Genomic DNA, 16,438 nt, shown 5'->3' with positions numbered 1-16,438 from the left:
CTCGAAGGAGAGCTGTGCCCCGCCTCACCGTCGCCGTTGTCGCACGTAGCGAGCTGTTCGGATGCGGCGCGATGGCGGCTCTCGACGCGTTCGGCGTCGCGACACGCCTCGTGCTCGTGCGTGGCCCGGGCCTGCGCGCCGAGGATCTCGCGCTCGATGCCGACGTGGCCGTGCTCGAGTGGAACGAACCCAACCGCAACGCCTGGGATCAACTACGCGCGCTGCACGCCGCGAACCCGACGACGAAGCTGCTCGTGTCGTCGCTGCACACCGACGAGGCCGCCATCAGCCGGCTCCTCGCGCGCGGCGCGTCGGGAGTCGTCGGACGGTCGGCGAGCGCCGCCGATCTGCGCGCCGGGGTCGATGACGTGGTCGCGGGCCGAATCGTCCGCCCCGCGGTGCTTCGACCCTCCCCCACGGACGCGCGGCCGACCGTCCCCTCCGACGGGCTGACCGCACGTCAGGCGCAGATCGTCGATCTCATCTGCTCGGGCATGCCGAACGCGCAGATCGCCGAGCGCCTGCACCTGAGCGTCAACAGCATCAAGTCGCACATCAGAGGCGCCTACCGCGCGATGGACGTGCAGACGCGCCCTCAAGCCGTGTTGTGGGGTCTGGCGCGCGGCTACGGTGGTCATGTGTCCGACGATCACTGGCCGCCAGCCGCGGCCCCCACCTCATCATCCGGCTCGTCGACGCACCCAACCGATGACGACGAGTCGCAGGCCCCTGACCTCGCCGACTGGCTCGCCGAACAAGCCGACGCGGGCCTCGAGGGCGCGGACGAGGCAGCCATCCGCGACGTCATCGGCGCGATGATCGAGCACCCTCGGTTTCCGTGCCTCGGAGCGCGTTCGGCGCTGAAACGCGACGGCGCGCTCGTCCGCGTCTTCGACGACATGACCGATGACGCGTGTCTCTCGACGCTCAGCGCTGAGCTGGCCGACTTCGCCGCGATCGAGCGTGGCCCGCGCGAGTTCGGCTCGTTCATCGCCGTCTTCCGTCGCCCGCGGGTGGGCGACGAGCGGGAGTTCGAGAACCTCCTGTGGGGCATGCTGCAGCGATTGCACGATCGTGACGACGCGCCGTGGGCCGAGCGCGTGTCGCCCGACACGACGTCACCGCACTTCAGTTTCAGCCTCGGCGGCGTGCCGTTCTTCCTCGTCGGGCTGCATCCGCAGGCCTCGCGCATCGCGCGCCGTGCTCCGCTGACGACGGTCGTGTTCAACCTGCACGATCAGTTCGAGCAGCTGCGAGCTGACGGCGGCTTCGACCGGATGCGCGACGCGATCCGCCGCCGCGATGCTGCGTTGCAGGGTTCGATCAATCCGGTCGTCACCGATCATGGACGCTCGTCGGAGGCGCGTCAGTACTCTGGGCGGCACGTGGAGGACGACTGGCGTGCCCCGTTCACCGCGCACCCTTCGAAGGAGAATCCTGATGACTGACCCGCGACGCCCGCGCTCCCCCCACCCGCCGACGCCGCGGCCGCCGTACGCGGGCGGCCCCGAAGCTCCCGCCGACGGTTGGTCGCGCATCGCCCCGCAGACGGGGGTGCTCGTGCCGCTGGCGGCCGGTCAGGTGCTCGAGGTCGTCGACCCGTGTGGTGAGCAGGTGAGCGACTTCTACGCCGTCATGCAGGACGACATCGCCGAGTGCTTCTCGGCGGGGCGCACCGTCGACTACAACAACACGTTGTACCCATCGACGGGGCACCGGTTGTGGAGCAACCGCAGCAGCGTCATGGCGACGATCGTCGCGGACTCGGTGGGCATCCACGACATGACGGTGACGCCGTGCAGCCAGCAGACGTTCGACATCCTCTACCCCGAGTTCGACGGCGCCCCGCACCCGAGTTGCTTCGCGAACCTGTGCGGCGCGCTCGAACCCGTCGGCGTCGCGCCCGACCACATCGGCACGACGCTCAACATCTTCATGGACGTGTGGACGAGCCCCGACGGTGAACTGCACATCGACCCGCCGCCGACGCAGGCGGGCGACGTCTTCGCCATCCGCGCCGAAGCCGACCTGTTCGTCGGGCTGACGGCCTGCTCGGCCGAGAAATCGAACGCCGGCGTCTGCAAACCCATCGACTACCGGGTGCGCTGAGGCGCTGACGTCGCACCGGTCCTGTCAGCGAAAGTGGCGAAACAGGCGGCCGTTCAGGCCCCGTCGGGGCTCAGGCGCTCCGAGCAGAATGAGCATCGAGACGGCCCATGTTGTGTCACGAAAGCGCGAAATAGCGCGCGTTCATGACACACCATCCTTGGGTGGGGAGGCGTTGTGAGCCGACACGGCGCTCCGATGGTCAGCAGAACGTGACGCCCGACCCCGCCCATTTGGTGCCGTCCTTGATGAAGGACGCGACGTTGAGCGTCACGGTTGTCGTGCCGTAGCCGTCGACAGTCACGAGGTAACTGAGTGACACGGAGGCCGGGTTGGCGCTGCTCGTGCCGGAGGAGTTCGTGAGTGAGATGCCGATGTACGTGTTGCAGACCTGGGCTGTTGAACTGGCAGGACCACTGCAGCCGCCGTTCGGCGTGCCGGCTGTACCGGAGCCCGCGACGCCGGTGCCGCCCGTCAACGCGTAGCTCTTGCCCTGTGATGTACGACGCAACCGTCCCCTTGTGCGTGCTCGACGGGGCCTCCGTCATGCCCCCGAGCGCCCCGTCGTCACGCGTCAGCGCAGGTTCGTCGGCAGCTCCTCGAGCAGGCGCAGCCAGAGCTCCGACGACGTCGGGTAGCTCGGCACCGCGTGCCGAAGGACGCCGACCGGCACCTGGCCGACGATGGCGACCGTCGCCGCGTGGACGAGTTCGGCCGCCTCGTGGCCGACGAACGTCGCGCCGAGCAGGCACCCGGTGGCACGGTCGACGACGATCTTGGCGCTCCCCACACCGTCGTCACGCAGCAGAGCCGTACCCGCGGCGCTCGCGAACGGCACCGCGACGGTGACGACGTCATGCCCCGCTTCGCGCGCCTGAGCCTCGCTGGAGCCGACCGCCGCGACCTGCGGGTCCGTGAACACGACCTGAGGGACGGGAACGTCACGCGGCGGCGGCGTCTCGTGCGCGCCGGCGAGTCGGGCGCCGAGCACGCGCGCCTCGTACTTGCCCATGTGTGTCAGCGGCGCGCCGCCGCCGGCGTCACCGATGGCGTGCAGCCAGGTCGGCAGGCGCCCGGCGCGCACGTCGTCCGCGTTGACGCCGACCGCGTCGAGACCGACGTCGTCGAGGCGCGGGCGACGGCCGGTGGCGAGCAGGAGTTCGTCGGCGACGATCCGCTCGCTGCCCGATTCATCACGTTCGACGGTGAGCGTCACCGGCCCGCCGTGCACGCGACCGAGGCCGGTGTCGGCGGCGCCGGCGCGGCTGGCGTCGGTGATTCGGGTGGCGAGGCGGACGTCGACGCCGGCCGTACGCAGCGCGTCGAGGACGGCCGCGCCGGCGAATGGTTCCTGGTCCGTGAGCAGCGCATCACCGCGCACGAGCATCGTGACGCTGCTGCCGAGGGCGCTCATCCACGTCGCGGCCTCGCAGGCGACGACCCCGCCGCCGACGATGACGAGCCGGTCAGGCACCTCGACGACGCCCGTCGCGTCACGCGACCCCCAGGCGTGCAGGTCGGCGAACATCGGCGGGACGACGGGCACCGAACCCGTCGCCAGCACGAGGGCGACGCCCGCTTCGACGACGGTGCTCGCGCCGCCGTCCGAGCTCACGCTCACCGTCCTCTCGCTGACGAGACGTGCGTGGCCGCGCATGACGTCGAGGCCTGCGCCCGTCGCCCAGTCGAGCTGGGAGGTGTCGTCGTAGTCCGAGACCCACGCGTCGCGGCGTGCGAGGAGCGCTGCGACGTCGAGTTCGGCGGGCCGCAGGCCGGGCAGGTGCTCGCTGGTCGCCCTGACGTCGAGCGGGCGCAGCAGCGCCTTGCTCGGCATGCACGCGTAATAGGAGCACTCACCGCCGAGCAGTTCGCCCTCTATCAGCAGGACGCTCAGCCCACCGTCATGGGCGTACTGAGCGACGTTCTCGCCCGTCGGCCCGCCACCGACGACGATGACGTCGACGCGGCGCACGCCGTCAGGGCCGTCAGACTCGGACGGGCGGTGAGGATCGGTGGCCGCGTCCGGACTGTCGACGCGGGGCACACCGCCAGGACCCTTGGGCTCGGCGGGCATGCGTCCGTCCTTCGCCTTGGTCTCGGGTGCGCCGTGGACGAGGTCGACGTATTCGCGGTGACGCCCGATCCAGCCCTTGATGAACGGGCACAGTGGCAGCACGTCGTGAGTGCCGTCGGCGCGCACGTCGTCGAGCGCGAACCTCGCGACCTGTGAGCCGACGCCCTTGCCCTCGTAGCTCGGATCGACCTCGGTGTGCGTGAACACGATGCGCTGATCGGTGAGTTGATATTCGGCGAATCCGGCGAGGGCGTCACCGTCCCACGCCTCGTAGCGGTTGGCGTCGGTGTTCTTCGTCAACGTCAGGTCGGGCACGACGTTCTCCTTCGATGGGGTCGGGCTGAGCGAGTCGTGCGACGGGCGGTCCTCGTTGCGGGGCTGGGCGGATGGTCGGCGGGTTCGTCGCGATGCGACGTGTGTCGCGTTCGCGAGCCATCGTCACCCTCCGCCGCGCCCGCGACGGTTACGCGGGCGCAGGCGAACCGGGGGCATGGTCGGCGCGGGGATGCGCTCGACGTCGCCGACATATCCCTCGACCGAGCCGAAACGCTCTGCACCCGCCTCGTATTCGTCGCGCGCGAGGACGATCTCGTCGTGGCTGCGGCCGATGAAGTTCCACCACATCACGATCTCCTCCTCGAACGGCGTGCCGCCGAGCAGGATGACGCGCGCGGGCTCATTACCGACGTCGAGCGTCAGCGTCGCGCGGCCTTCGTCGACGCAGCCGAGGTCGCCGCGTTCGAGGCGCGCGCCGTCGAGGGTGACCGTGCCGGTGTCGACGAGGATGCCGTGCTCGAACCCCTCGTCGACATCGAGGGTGACACGCGCGCCCGCGTCGAGGCGCAATTCGGCGCCGAGCAGCGGCGTGTGCGTGACGATCGGCGAACCGGCGACGCCGCGCAGTTCGCCGATGAAGACGAGCGCCGAACCCTGACCGCTCGGTAGCGGCACGCACTCGGGCGCGTGATGTTCGAACGCGCGGTCGCCGTCGCGGGTCACGTCGGGCAGTGCCACCCAGAGCTGGACGCCGTGCAGCGTCTCGGTGCCGGGCGTCGAGACCTCGGAGTGGACGATGCCGTGGCCGCTCGTCATGAGGTTGACCTCGCCGGGGCGGACGACGGCGTGCGCGCCACCAGAATCATGGTGTTCGATGGCGCCCTCGAACAACCACGAGACCGTCTGCAGCCCGGTGTGGGGGTGCGGCGGCACATCCATGCCGACGCCGCGTTCCGGGCCGTAGTGGTCGACGAAGCACCACGCCCCGACGAACGAGCGGTCGCGGTGCGGCAGGGTGCGTCGCACCTCGAGGGCACGCAGCCCGCCGAGCGGAACCTGGCGGGGTGAGAGAACCTGAACAACACCCTCGACGGGGCGTTCTGCGGTGGGCGCCTCGTTCGCCTGGGCGACGATCGCACCTGCAGGGTCGAGTCCACCGGCGGCCCTGACGTCGGCGTCGGCGCCTGACGTGCGGGCACCGACGTCGCGGGTAGTGGTTCCAAGAGCGCCGTCGCGCGGGTATGGCGGGTGGGTGTTGTCGTGAACACCGTCGCCCTGGATGCCGGACGGGTAGGCGCCGGCGTGATGCGTGGTGTCGGTGCGGGCCCCTGTGTCCTGGGTGTCGTCGAGCATTTCAGCGCTCCCTGGTGTCGACCGTCAGCCCCGACGAATGGGGCCCTCATGTCACCCAAGCACCCACGGTGTGCAGGAGCAACAGTCGGCCGATCGTTGTGCACGAAAATCGCAGATGTGGACGAAAATCGCAGTTGGGTCGCTCTGCACCGTTAGGAGGGAGGTCGTGGGAACCGTCGCGCCGCGCAGGCTCGCTATCACTCACTCGCGCGTCGCTCCTGCCAAATCCCCAGCCTGTCATGCCGCAGATGAGTAGGACCCCCGCCGGGCGACTTCGTCGCTGATCCGGCGGGGGTCCTACTCATCTGCGGAGGGCGTGGGATTTGAACCCACGGTTGGTTTCCCAACTCCGGTTTTCAAGACCGGTGCACTCGGCCACTATGCGAGCCCTCCTCGTCGCTGCACCAACCGCGAACACCACGCGCAACGACCCTTCGAGCGCATCGTCATCGACGCTCCCAGCAGGGCCGAACCCAGGCGTCGCACGGCAACCGGGCAACGAGAAACCATCGTAAGGCACTGGCGCGCCAACGCAGATTGGGTAGGCTCGACGGCAAGTTGTCCGTTCACATGAAATGGAGCCACATCATGGGCAAGATCTCCTTCCTCGCCGGCGGCGTCGTCGGCTACGTCCTCGGTACGCGCGCTGGGGAGAAGCGCTACGAGCAGATCAAGAAGCAGGCCGACAAGGCCTGGAGCAACCCTGCCGTGCAGGACAAGGTCACCGCCGCGACGGAGACCGTCAAGGCCAAGGCGCCCGTCGTCGCCGCGGCTGTCGGCCAGAAGGCCGCTGACGTCAGCAAGGACGCAGCGCATGGCGTCGCGAGCAAGGCGTCGGACGCCAAGGACGCGACGACCTCCAAGGCCGCCGACGCGAAGGACGCCGTCTCGTCGAAGACGTCCGGCGGCAAGCACGCTGCGAAGGACGACAGCGACCTGCCCGAGACGATCCACCGCGACTCCAAGGGCGACCTTCACGCCGACACGAGCGGCTTCGGCCCCGGCGGCGAGAAGCTCCCCTGACCCCCACCCACTCGACTCGCCCTGACGCTCGAGGCGCACGACGTGCGACGAACCCCGCGTCAGGCGCGACATCTCGCGGGATTTCGCGTAGATTCGCAGACAGCGCGGCCTAACACAGCCCTTCGGGTGGCTGTCTCGGCCACGACCAGTCGGATAGAACAGGATTGATTCATGAACCGCAGTGACCTCGCCAGCACCATCGCCCAGCGCACCGGCGTCAGCGTCAAGGACGCCACCGCCGTCCTCGCCGGCCTCAACGACGTCATCATCGAGGCCGTCGGCCGCGGTGACAAGATCCAGCTCCCCGGCCTGCTCACGATCGAGCGTGTCGAGCGCGCCGCCCGCACGGGCCGCAACCCGCAGACGGGCGCTGAGATCGAGATCCCGGCCGGCTACGCCGCGAAGGTGACGGCCGGTTCCAAGCTCAAGGCCGCCGCCAAGGGCTGAACTGCCTGATCTGACGAAGGGGGCCGTTTCACCACATCGGGGTGAAGCGGCCCCCTTCGTCATGCCTGGCCGCGCGCCAGTCACCCGACAATGTTGCCCGGCTTTCGGGCAATCGATCCCCAGAAACCCGGGCAACATCGAGGTCAGCGCGGGGGCAGTGCACACGATCAGATGTAGACGGCAGGGTCGCTGAACGGGTCGTGCTCGACGGCGGGCACCCGCACCTTCGCGGGCACACCGACGGCGACGCCCGTCGCGGGCACGTCCTTGACGACGACGGCGTTCGCGCCGACCTGAGCGCCATCGCCCACGACGATCGGGCCGAGGATACGAGCGCCCGCGCCCACCGTCACGCCGTCCCCGAGCGTCGGGTGACGCTTGACCTTCGCGAGCGTCCGCCCACCCAGGTTGACGCCGTTGTAGAGCATGCAGTCGTCGCCGATCTCGCTCGTCTCCCCGATGACGACGCCCATGCCGTGATCGATGAAGAAACGCCGACCGATCGTCGCACCGGGATGGATCTCGACGCCGGTGACGGCCCGCGTCACCTGCGATCCGAGACGCGCCGGCAGCTTCCAGCGGCCGCCGCGCTGCCACATCGCATGCATGACCCGGTGGCTCCACACAGCGTGCAGACCGGGCGAGGCGAGCGCCATCTCCAACCGCGAACCCCCGGCGGGGTCGCGTGCGAGGGCCGCGTCGACGTCCTCGTTCATCGTCTCCAGCGCAGCCCTTGCACGCGTCAACGGGTTCTTCGCCACCGTCATCTCCTCGAACTCGACTCTCGCCCAACAGCTCTGCTCATCATCGGCGCACCCGCCCGGGGTGCCCGAACGCCGGGGCGCGCGGTGCAGCACCACGCGCCCGGCCGATGAGACGGATGTCAGTCGACGATGCCCTCGAACAGGATCGTCGACAGGTAGCGCTCACCGAAGCTGGGGATGATGACGACGATCGTCTTGCCCTTGTTCTCGGGGCGCGCTGCCACCTGCGAGGCTGCGGCGAGTGCGGCGCCGGACGACAGGCCGACGAGCAGCCCCTCCTGCGTCGCGGCCTTGCGCGCCCATTCGACGGAGGTCTCGGCGTCGATGTCGATGACCTCGTCGTAGATGTCGGTATTGAGGATGTCGGGCACGAAGTTGGCGCCGATGCCCTGGATCTTGTGCGGCCCGGCCTGACCGCCGTTGAGGATCGGCGACTCAGCGGGCTCGACGGCGATCATCTTCACGTCGGGCTTGCGCTCCTTGAGCACCTCGCCGATGCCGGTGATCGTGCCGCCGGTGCCGATGCCGGCGATGACGATGTCGACGGCGCCGTCGGTGTCGCGCCAGATCTCCTCGGCGGTGGTCTTGCGGTGCACCTCGGGGTTGGCCGTGTTCGCGAACTGGCGGGCGAGGACGGCGCCGTCACGCTCGGCGGCGATCTCCTCGGCCTTCGTCACGGCGCCCTTCATGCCCTCGGCGGCGGGGGTGAGGACGAGTTCGGCGCCGAAGCCCTTGAGCAGCGCGCGACGCTCCTTCGACATCGACTCGGGCATCGTCAGCACGACGTCGTAGCCCTTGGCGGCGCCGACCATGGCGAGCGCGATGCCGGTGTTGCCCGAGGTCGCCTCGACGATCGTCCCGGCCGGCTTCAGCTCGCCGGAGGCCTCCGCGGCCTCGACGATCGCCTTGCCGATGCGGTCCTTGACGGAGGCGGCGGGGTTGCTGAACTCGAGCTTCGCCGCGACGGTGACGTCGGGGGCGTCGATGATGCGGTTGATGCGCACGAGCGGCGTGTTGCCGATGGCCTCAGTGACGTTGGCGAGGATGGGCATGAGGGGGGCCTTTCGACGGTGGCGGCGCGTCCAATCTCGCCCCAAGGAGGCGAGCAGACGCGGTGCGATGACTGCTTATGACTTTACCAACTCTGCGTTATCTACGTTTATGCCCACGGGCCAGGCAATAGCACACGTGCTCGTTGACTAATTCGAAATGGACACGACATCGCCCCGCCCCCGGGTTACCGGCCGGTAGCCCCGTCTAGACTGGGGCCCATGTCAGCCCTCCAGATCGTCGCCGCAGTGATCTGCGTCGTCATCACCGTCATCGGCGTCTCGCTGCTCGTGCGCGCCGTGGCACAGATGGTGGCGCGGTTCAAGGTCGGCGCACCCGAAAAGCGCACGGACAACCCCGGTGCGCGAACCGTCACGTTGCTGCGCGAGTTCCTCGGACACACGCGCATGTCCCGCCTGCCGATCGTCGCCGTCGCGCACTGGTTCACGATGATCAGCTTCGGCATCCTGTTCTTCACCCTGGTCACCGCCTACGGCCAGATCTTCAACCCCGACTTCACGCTGCCGATCATCGGAACGTTCGCTCCCTGGGAGTGGCTGACCGAGTTCATGGCGTGGACGGGCTTCCTCGGCATCTGCTGGCTCATCTGGAACCGCCGCAAGAACCACCCGGGCCGTTCGGCCGGCAAGGACGGCCGCAAGTCGCGCTTCTTCGGTTCGTCGTTCTGGCAGGCCTACTACGTCGAGTTCACGATCTTCGGCGTCGGTCTGTGCATCGTCAGCCTGCGCGCGCTCGAGTACGCGCTGGGCCGCGTCGACGGCAGCCACCACGCGAGCGTCCTGCACTTCCCGATGACGTTTTTCCTCGGCAAGCCGTTCGAGTCGATCGGCAAGGACGGCCTCGAGCAGCTCATCGTCGTCATCGCCGCGATCAAGATCCTCATCTCGATGGCGTGGATGATCACGATCTCGCTCAACACGACGATGGGTGTTGCCTGGCACCGCTTCCTCGCGTTCCCGAACATCTGGTTCAAGCGCAACGCGGACGGCCGCACGGCCCTCGGCGCCGCGAAGCCGATGATGGTCGACGGCGAGCCGCTCAAGGACGTCGAGGAGCTCGAGCTCGACGAGGACACCGTCCTGGGTGTCGGCAAGGTCGAGGACTTCACGTGGAAGGGCCTGCTCGACTTCTCCACCTGCACCGAGTGCGGTCGTTGCCAGAGCCAGTGTCCCGCGTGGAACACCGAAAAGCCGCTGTCGCCCAAGCTGCTCATGATGACGCTGCGCGACCACTCCGCCGCGAAGGCGCCGTTCCTGCAGGCCGCTGCGGCCGCGTCCGGGCCCGTCGACGAGAAGGGCCTGCCGACGGTCGCCGACCACTCCGGCGTCGACCTGCTGCGCACGCCGCTCATCGGCTCGACCGGCTACGACATCGCGAACCCGCTGACGGCGTACAACCCGGCCGGCACCACCGCGAACGGTGACGCGGCCGGTGCCATCATCGACGAGGACGTCCTGTGGTCGTGCACGACGTGTGGCGCCTGTGTCGAGCAGTGCCCCGTCGACATCGAGCACGTCGACCACATCGTCGACATGCGTCGCTACCAGACGCTCATCGAGTCCGCGTTCCCGACCGAACTCGCGGGCCTGTTCAAGAACCTCGAGAACAAGTCGAACCCGTGGGGCATGTCGGCGCGGGCTCGCCTCGAGTGGGCCAAGGGCCTGCCGTTCGACGTCAAGGTCATCGGCTCCGACGTCGAATCCGCCGACGAGGTCGAGTGGCTGTTCTGGGTCGGCTGCGCCGGCGCCTACGAGGACCGTGCGAAGAAGACGACGCGCGCCGTCGCCGAGCTGCTGCACACAGCGGGCGTCGACTTCGCCGTCCTCGGTGACGGCGAGAGCTGCACCGGCGACCCGGCACGCCGCGCCGGAAACGAGATCCTCTTCCAGATGCTCGCCGGCCAGAACGTCGCGACGCTCAACGAGGCGAAGGCGAAGAAGATCGTCGTCACGTGTGCGCACTGCTTCAACACGATCAAGAACGAGTACCCGCAGATCGGGGGCGAGTACGAGGTCGTCCACCACACGCAGCTGCTCAACCGTCTCGTGCGCGAGAAGAAGCTGACGCCCGTCGCGGCGCCGGAGGAGTTCGCGCAGCAGCCGAAGGACAAGTCGGGCGCTGCGTCGACGGGCAAGTCGGTCACGTACCACGACCCGTGCTATCTCGGCCGTCACAACCAGGTCTACGCGCCGCCGCGCGAACTCATCGCGTCGCTGCCCGGCGTCGAGTACAAGGAGATGGAACGCTCCGGCGAGAAGTCCTTCTGCTGCGGCGCCGGCGGCGCCCGCATGTGGATGGAGGAGAAGCTCGGTGAGCGCATCAACCTCAACCGTACGAAGGAGGCCGTCGCCACCGGCGCCGACCGCATCGCCATCGGCTGCCCGTTCTGCCGCGTCATGATGACGGACGGCCTCACGGCCGAGCAGAGCGACGGCAACGCGCGCGAAGAGGTCGAGGTCGTCGACGTCGCCAACATGCTGCTCGCCGCGGTGCGTCGCGGTGAGGACACGAAGGCCGTCGACGAGGGCGCGACGCAGACCGTCTGAGCCGCCGCACCCGCCCGTCACGGGCACGAGGGTTGACACCCGGGGCGCTTCGTTCCGCTGAGAGATCAGCGGGACGGGCGCCCCGTTCGTCGTTTCATGGGGCGCCTCGGGCGGGGTTTGTTGAGCGAGGTTCGTTGAGCGGGGTTCGTCCATCCCAGTTCGCCTGCCAGGGTTCCGCTACTCACGCCCCCGCCTCGTGCGTCCAGATGCACCCGGGTGCATCTGGACGACGAGGCGGACCGGCGGCGCGGCCTCGTCATCCACAGGCAGTGACGGCCACGGGCCGTTTCGACGCTCTCGGGAGGGCTGATCCACAGGGTCGCGGCGCCCGGGCTGCGCGGGGGCGACGCAGGGACCTAGCGTCGCCGTCATGAGCACTCTCGGAGACGACATCCGGGCGCAGCAGCGGCGAGCCGACCTGCTCTCGAGCGACCTCGCACAGTCCGCCACGGATCTGCGCACGACCATCACGACGACGCAGTGGACGTCCGGTGCGGCCGACCATTGCCGCAGCGTCCTCACCTCGTTCGCCCGCGACCTCGACGCCTGCGGTGACGACGCGGCGTCGTTCGCGACCGACATCGGCCGGCACGCCGCATCGGTCGAATCGCATCAGACCAGCGTGACCAACGTCGTCATGGCGCCGATCGATCTCGCGCGCGATGGCCTGTCGAAGGTGGGCAAGGCCCTGCACCGCGACGAGAGCGAGGGTCCGTACGACTACTCCCACTACGGCGACTGGCGGGGATGACGATGACGCAGCCGTTCCTGCTCGTGCGAGCCCGTGCCGGGCAACACACGTCGTTGCTCGAGGTCACCTTCGCTGACGGGTTGTTCCGCCTCGCGAGCACCCGGGGCGCGAGCGTCCACGCCGCCGAGGACGTCGTCAGCGCCGTGCTACAGCTCGTCGTCGACGCCCCGCCCGACGCCGACGCCGACCTCGTCGTCATCGGCTGTCTGGACGAGGTCGCGACACCTTGCCTCATCGCAGCGCGCCGAGGCGGCGAGTGGTGCGACGTCGGGTTCGACGACGCAACACGCGACTGGTTCGACGTTCGCGCCGAGGTCGTGGCGGCACTCGTCGGCCTCCATGCGCAATCGGGCGCGCCGAGCGGCTGCCTCGCGGCTGGCGACGCCCAGGATGAGATGCGTCCCGACCCCGGATGGGAGCACGCCGCATGAGAGTCGACCCGCCCAGCTCGTCGGTGACAGGCACCGTCATCGCTAAGAAGAGCGCCGGCCCGAGCGCCGTCGACGCCAACCTCGCTGATCTGCGCACCCTCGCCGCCGCGCTGACGACGGCGCACGGTGACGCGAGCAGCGCTTCCACCACGAGCCTGTCGATCGGCTGGGGCCTGCCGTTCACCGGGGATGCCCTCTCCCCTGGCACGGCCACGACATGCGCCACGGCGTCACTCGATCTGGCGGCCACCCTGACGGCCACGGCGCTGCGCGCGCAGTTGCTCAGCACTCTCGTGAGCGCCTCGCTCGACGCCTACGAGCTCGCCGAAGCCTGCGCCGTCGCCCACATGAAAACAGCCATCGCGACGTACTCGCTGACGGTGACTCTGGCGAAGATCTCGATGCGCCAATGGACCGGCAACGCGCCCTCGCCCGATACGACCGCGATGATCGTCGGTGACGTCGTCGCCATCATCGACGCGAGACTGCCGGGTTCGTACGAGGAGAATGTCGCCGGCATCAACATCGGCCTCGTGCGTGCGCTGGGCACTCCGAACCCCGTCACCACCTCGATCGTCAGCGGGCCCGATGCGCCCCGGCCCGCACCCGCAGTGCGCAGCGTCGGCCAGAGCATGGGACGCATCGACGATCTGTACGAGAACGGCAACGACTCCGCCCACATCCAGGTGCAGCGCGTCGTCGACCCGGCCACTGGCCAGGGCCGCTGGATCGCGATGATCCCCGGCACCGCGACGTTCTCCTGGAACGCCCGCACGCCACTCGACGGCTCCGGCAACGTTGCCGCCGCGGCGGGTCTCGTCAGCGGTGGCGAAGTCGCCGTCCGGGATGCCTTGCGCGATGCGATGCAGCGTGAGGGCGTGCTCGGCAAGGGCGAGCCGGTCATGCTCGTGGGTCACTCGCAGGGCGGCATGGTGATGACGAACCTCGCGCGCCGTCGCTCCGACGGTCTCAACGTCACCCACGTCACGACGTACGGTTCGCCGGTCGGGGCCGCCAAGCTCCCCGCGGGGGTGCGTACGCTCAACATCGAGAACTCGGCTGATTTCATCCATCGCATCGACGGGCGGGCCACCGGTGACGGCGACCCTGGACGCGTCCGACTCGTCATCGACGACCCGACGTCGGCGGTGACCGCGAAGGGTTCGACGAGCATCATCGAGCCGCACTCGCACGAGAAGTATCGGTGGAACTACGAGGCCGTCATGGGTCAGGAACGCGGACGCCCCGGCCCGCCGAGCGCCGCCGTCGACTTCGAGACCAGCGCGGCGCCGTTCTTCGAGGGCGAGGCTCGCACCTACCGGTACGACGCCTCGCGCGAGCCCGGCGTCGAAGCAACGCAGAACGCCGTCACGCCGACGCTGACGTGCACGTCGGAGACGACGCACAAGCCGTCACCGACGCCGAACTTCGGCGTCGGCCCCGCCGGGCAGTACCGGGTGACCTCGCCATGACCGCGCCCCTCCGCGATTACTGTCCCCACCGGCGATTTTCGTCTGCAGTCGCGGGGCCGCTGCCGGTGCGCCGTCAGGGCCTGGAGGCCGGGCTGACGGTTTCGTCCCCGGCGCTCTACGTCTCGACGTTCTCCACACCGGTTGCGGGGATGGCGCGGTCGCCGTCACCCGGGGCGGCACCGTCGAGCAAGTGGTCGATGAGGAACCGCGACGTCTCACGGTGCCAGCGCGGCGCGCCCCACAGCATCGCGTGCCAGCCCGGCATCGAGACGAAGCGGGCGTCGCCCCCGAGGGCCGCGACGTCGTCGATGAGCTTCTTCGTCGCGACGGGGTTGGTCACGGTGTCGCGTCGGCCGTGGATGCCGAGCAGCGGGATGGTGCGGAACGTCGCGGGCTCGGACGCTTCTGCCGCCCACGGCGCGAGCGCCACGACGGCGGCGACGTCCTCGCTGCTCGCGATGTCGAGCGCGACCCGCCCACCCATCGAGTGGCCGGCGATGGCGATCGGCACGCCCGGGTAGCGATCGCGCAGCTCGCCGAGAGCCCAGCGTGTGTCCTCGACGGCCGGCTTCTCCGGCTCGTTCCACCCACGGACGGCGAGGCGCAGCGTCGCACCCCCGATTCGGCCGTGGCTACGACGCTCGACGTCGCGCGCGAACGGCACGATGCGCAGGTAGGCGGGGTCACCGCGACGCATCCGCAGGTGACCTTCGACGTCGCCTCCGTGGACGAACAGCACGATCGCCTCGGGGTGACGCACGCGCGGCATCGTCAGCAACGGACTCGCGACGACGGCCGCACCACCGCGCTTCGTCGTCGCCGGACGCTGTGGCGCCTCCACGCTCAGGGGGGCGTCGACGGCAGCCGAACCGTCTTGCGCGGGAGCGTCAGGAGCGGCGGCACCCCCGGCGCCGGCCCGCCCGCCGTCGCGGTCCGCCCTGCCGTCATCCTGCTCGTCCCCGTCGTCCTCACCCTCAGGACGATGCACGTGCGGCATGGGCGTCGGCGGGTTGGTGGACGCCAGCACGTCGGACTCGCGACGCGTCGTTGCGGCACGCTGCGGTGCCCTCACGGCGTCGGCGTCGTCATCGACGGTGACACCGTCGAGCGCCTCGTCGCCGAGTTCGTCGTCGCGCAGCAGCGCATCGGCGGCGTCGGCGGCGAGGCCGACCACTTTGTCGCCGAGGGAGGTCTCGTCGACGGGGGTGGCTTCACCGTCCGGTACGCGCGGAGAATCTGCTTGCCCCGGGGCGACCTCGACCTCGAGCTCGGAGCCGAGACGACGGCTGAGCTCGACGGCCGCGCGCGCCGGCAGCGACGTGACGTCGTCGTCGCTCTCGTCGGCCATCGTCAGACGTCGGTGCGGTGGAAGGAGGAGAAACTGCGGCTCGCGGTGGGGCCGCGCTGGCCCTGGTAGTGCGAGCCGTATTCGGAGCTGCCGTAAGGGTGTTCGGCGGGGGACGTCAGCTGGAAGAAGCACAGCTGGCCGATCTTCATGCCCGGCCACAGCTTGATGGGCAGCGTCGCGACGTTGCTCAACTCGAGCGTCACGTGGCCGGAGAAACCGGGGTCGACGAAGCCCGCCGTCGCGTGCGTCAGCAATCCGAGGCGACCAAGCGACGACTTGCCCTCGACACGAGCGGCGACGTCATCGGGCAGCGTGATCTGCTCGTAGGTCGAGCCGAGGACGAACTCGCCGGGGTGCAGGATGAACGGCTCGGACGCGTCGACCTCGACGAGGCGCGTCAGTTCCGGCTGCTCGGCGGCGGGGTCGATGAAGGGGTACTTGTGGTTGTCGAACAACCGGAAGAACTTGTCGAGGCGCACGTCGATGCTCGACGGCTGGATCATCGACGGTTCGTACGGGTCGAGCACGACCCGGCCGGAATCGATCTGGCTCTTGATGTCACGGTCCGAAAGCAGCACACGGCTACGGTAATCGACGCGCGTCTGCCGCGGCCCCGCTCTCACTCATCGGCGCCGTCGGTGGCGAGAGACCGACACACCGTCCGTCATGACATGCACGTACGGCGCGGACGCGCTAGAGTACGAGGCGCTTGATCGACGCGCCGGACGTTCACCAGGACGGGCGCCGGACAGGCAAGAACCCCGCCGTGGCGGGGC

General features: G+C 69.3%; 15 protein-coding genes and 1 tRNA gene. 8 read left to right on the top strand and 8 right to left on the bottom strand.

All coding sequences use genetic code 11. The annotated features are described in order from the left end of the window. Positions 1–14 precede the first annotated feature (14 nt). The gene (gene gntA / locus EDC82_RS01935) at positions 15–1,448 is read left to right on the top strand and encodes a guanitoxin biosynthesis heme-dependent pre-guanitoxin N-hydroxylase GntA (RefSeq protein ID WP_083603810.1); all 1,434 of its coding nucleotides are present in this window, start codon (positions 15–17) and stop codon (positions 1,446–1,448) included. Next, positions 1,441–2,109 carry a DUF1989 domain-containing protein gene (locus EDC82_RS01930; protein WP_006946721.1) on the top strand — a complete coding sequence of 223 codons (669 nt, stop codon included), beginning with the start codon at positions 1,441–1,443 and terminating at the stop codon, positions 2,107–2,109. Before gntA ends, EDC82_RS01930 begins: the two co-directional genes overlap by 8 nt. Before the next feature lie 199 nt (positions 2,110–2,308). Here EDC82_RS01930 and EDC82_RS01925 read toward each other — a convergent pair whose 3' ends face one another. From EDC82_RS01925 to EDC82_RS01910, 4 genes are all read right to left on the bottom strand, one after another. Continuing rightward, positions 2,309–2,617: a hypothetical protein gene (locus tag EDC82_RS01925; RefSeq protein WP_062256523.1), complete on the bottom strand. Its 309-nt coding sequence runs from the start codon at positions 2,615–2,617 to the stop codon at positions 2,309–2,311. 63 nt (positions 2,618–2,680) lie between these two features. Further along, positions 2,681–4,495, bottom strand: a complete 1,815-nt coding sequence (locus EDC82_RS01920; protein WP_083603808.1) for a GNAT family N-acetyltransferase — start codon at positions 4,493–4,495, stop codon at positions 2,681–2,683. A 123-nt stretch (positions 4,496–4,618) separates the two neighbouring features. Next, entirely contained in the window at positions 4,619–5,809 is a 1,191-nt protein-coding gene (locus tag EDC82_RS01915) for a pirin family protein (RefSeq protein ID WP_074039722.1), read from the bottom strand. Positions 5,810–6,117: 308 nt separating this feature from the next. Then, positions 6,118–6,202: transfer RNA gene (locus EDC82_RS01910), tRNA-Ser, on the bottom strand. 195 nt (positions 6,203–6,397) lie between these two features. Here EDC82_RS01910 and EDC82_RS01905 point away from each other — a divergent pair. Continuing rightward, positions 6,398–6,832, top strand: coding sequence for a hypothetical protein (locus tag EDC82_RS01905; protein ID WP_006946922.1), 435 nt, complete (start codon positions 6,398–6,400; stop codon positions 6,830–6,832). 171 nt (positions 6,833–7,003) lie between these two features. Beyond that, positions 7,004–7,279, top strand: coding sequence for an HU family DNA-binding protein (locus EDC82_RS01900; RefSeq protein ID WP_006947090.1), 276 nt, complete (start codon positions 7,004–7,006; stop codon positions 7,277–7,279). A gap of 167 nt (positions 7,280–7,446) precedes the next feature. Here EDC82_RS01900 and epsC read toward each other — a convergent pair whose 3' ends face one another. Next, complete coding sequence (gene epsC, locus EDC82_RS01895; RefSeq protein WP_074039719.1) at positions 7,447–8,046, bottom strand: serine O-acetyltransferase EpsC; 600 nt, start codon at positions 8,044–8,046, stop codon at positions 7,447–7,449. Positions 8,047–8,162: 116 nt separating this feature from the next. Beyond that, positions 8,163–9,095 (bottom strand): cysteine synthase A, encoded by a 933-nt coding sequence (gene cysK / locus EDC82_RS01890; RefSeq protein ID WP_006946929.1) that lies wholly within the window; start codon positions 9,093–9,095, stop codon positions 8,163–8,165. A 219-nt stretch (positions 9,096–9,314) separates the two neighbouring features. Here cysK and EDC82_RS01885 point away from each other — a divergent pair, with 219 nt between their 5' ends. From EDC82_RS01885 to EDC82_RS01870, 4 genes are all read left to right on the top strand, one after another. Next, a complete protein-coding gene (locus EDC82_RS01885) occupies positions 9,315–11,660 on the top strand; it encodes a (Fe-S)-binding protein (RefSeq protein WP_006947058.1) in 2,346 nt (781 codons plus the stop codon). Positions 11,661–12,030: 370 nt separating this feature from the next. Beyond that, the gene (locus EDC82_RS01880; protein ID WP_040015042.1) at positions 12,031–12,411 is read left to right on the top strand and encodes a hypothetical protein; all 381 of its coding nucleotides are present in this window, start codon (positions 12,031–12,033) and stop codon (positions 12,409–12,411) included. Continuing rightward, complete coding sequence (locus EDC82_RS01875) at positions 12,408–12,842, top strand: hypothetical protein (protein WP_143181188.1); 435 nt, start codon at positions 12,408–12,410, stop codon at positions 12,840–12,842. The genes EDC82_RS01880 and EDC82_RS01875 overlap by 4 nt, the downstream gene beginning before the upstream one ends. Next, positions 12,839–14,314: a hypothetical protein gene (locus tag EDC82_RS01870; protein ID WP_131940421.1), complete on the top strand. Its 1,476-nt coding sequence runs from the start codon at positions 12,839–12,841 to the stop codon at positions 14,312–14,314. The genes EDC82_RS01875 and EDC82_RS01870 overlap by 4 nt, the downstream gene beginning before the upstream one ends. Before the next feature lie 115 nt (positions 14,315–14,429). On the opposite strand, the gene EDC82_RS14700 is transcribed toward EDC82_RS01870, so the two are convergent. Both EDC82_RS14700 and dcd read right to left on the bottom strand, forming a co-directional pair. After that, a complete protein-coding gene (locus EDC82_RS14700; protein WP_006947111.1) occupies positions 14,430–15,662 on the bottom strand; it encodes an alpha/beta hydrolase in 1,233 nt (410 codons plus the stop codon). Between the two features lie 2 nt (positions 15,663–15,664). After that, positions 15,665–16,240, bottom strand: coding sequence for a dCTP deaminase (gene dcd, locus EDC82_RS01860; protein WP_006947114.1), 576 nt, complete (start codon positions 16,238–16,240; stop codon positions 15,665–15,667). Between the last annotated feature and the right edge of the window lie 198 nt (positions 16,241–16,438).

The organism is Dermacoccus sp. SAI-028 (assembly GCF_004346775.1).
Lineage (GTDB): Bacteria > Actinomycetota > Actinomycetes > Actinomycetales > Dermatophilaceae > Dermacoccus > Dermacoccus nishinomiyaensis.
This window is presented reverse-complemented; position numbering and strand designations above follow the sequence as displayed.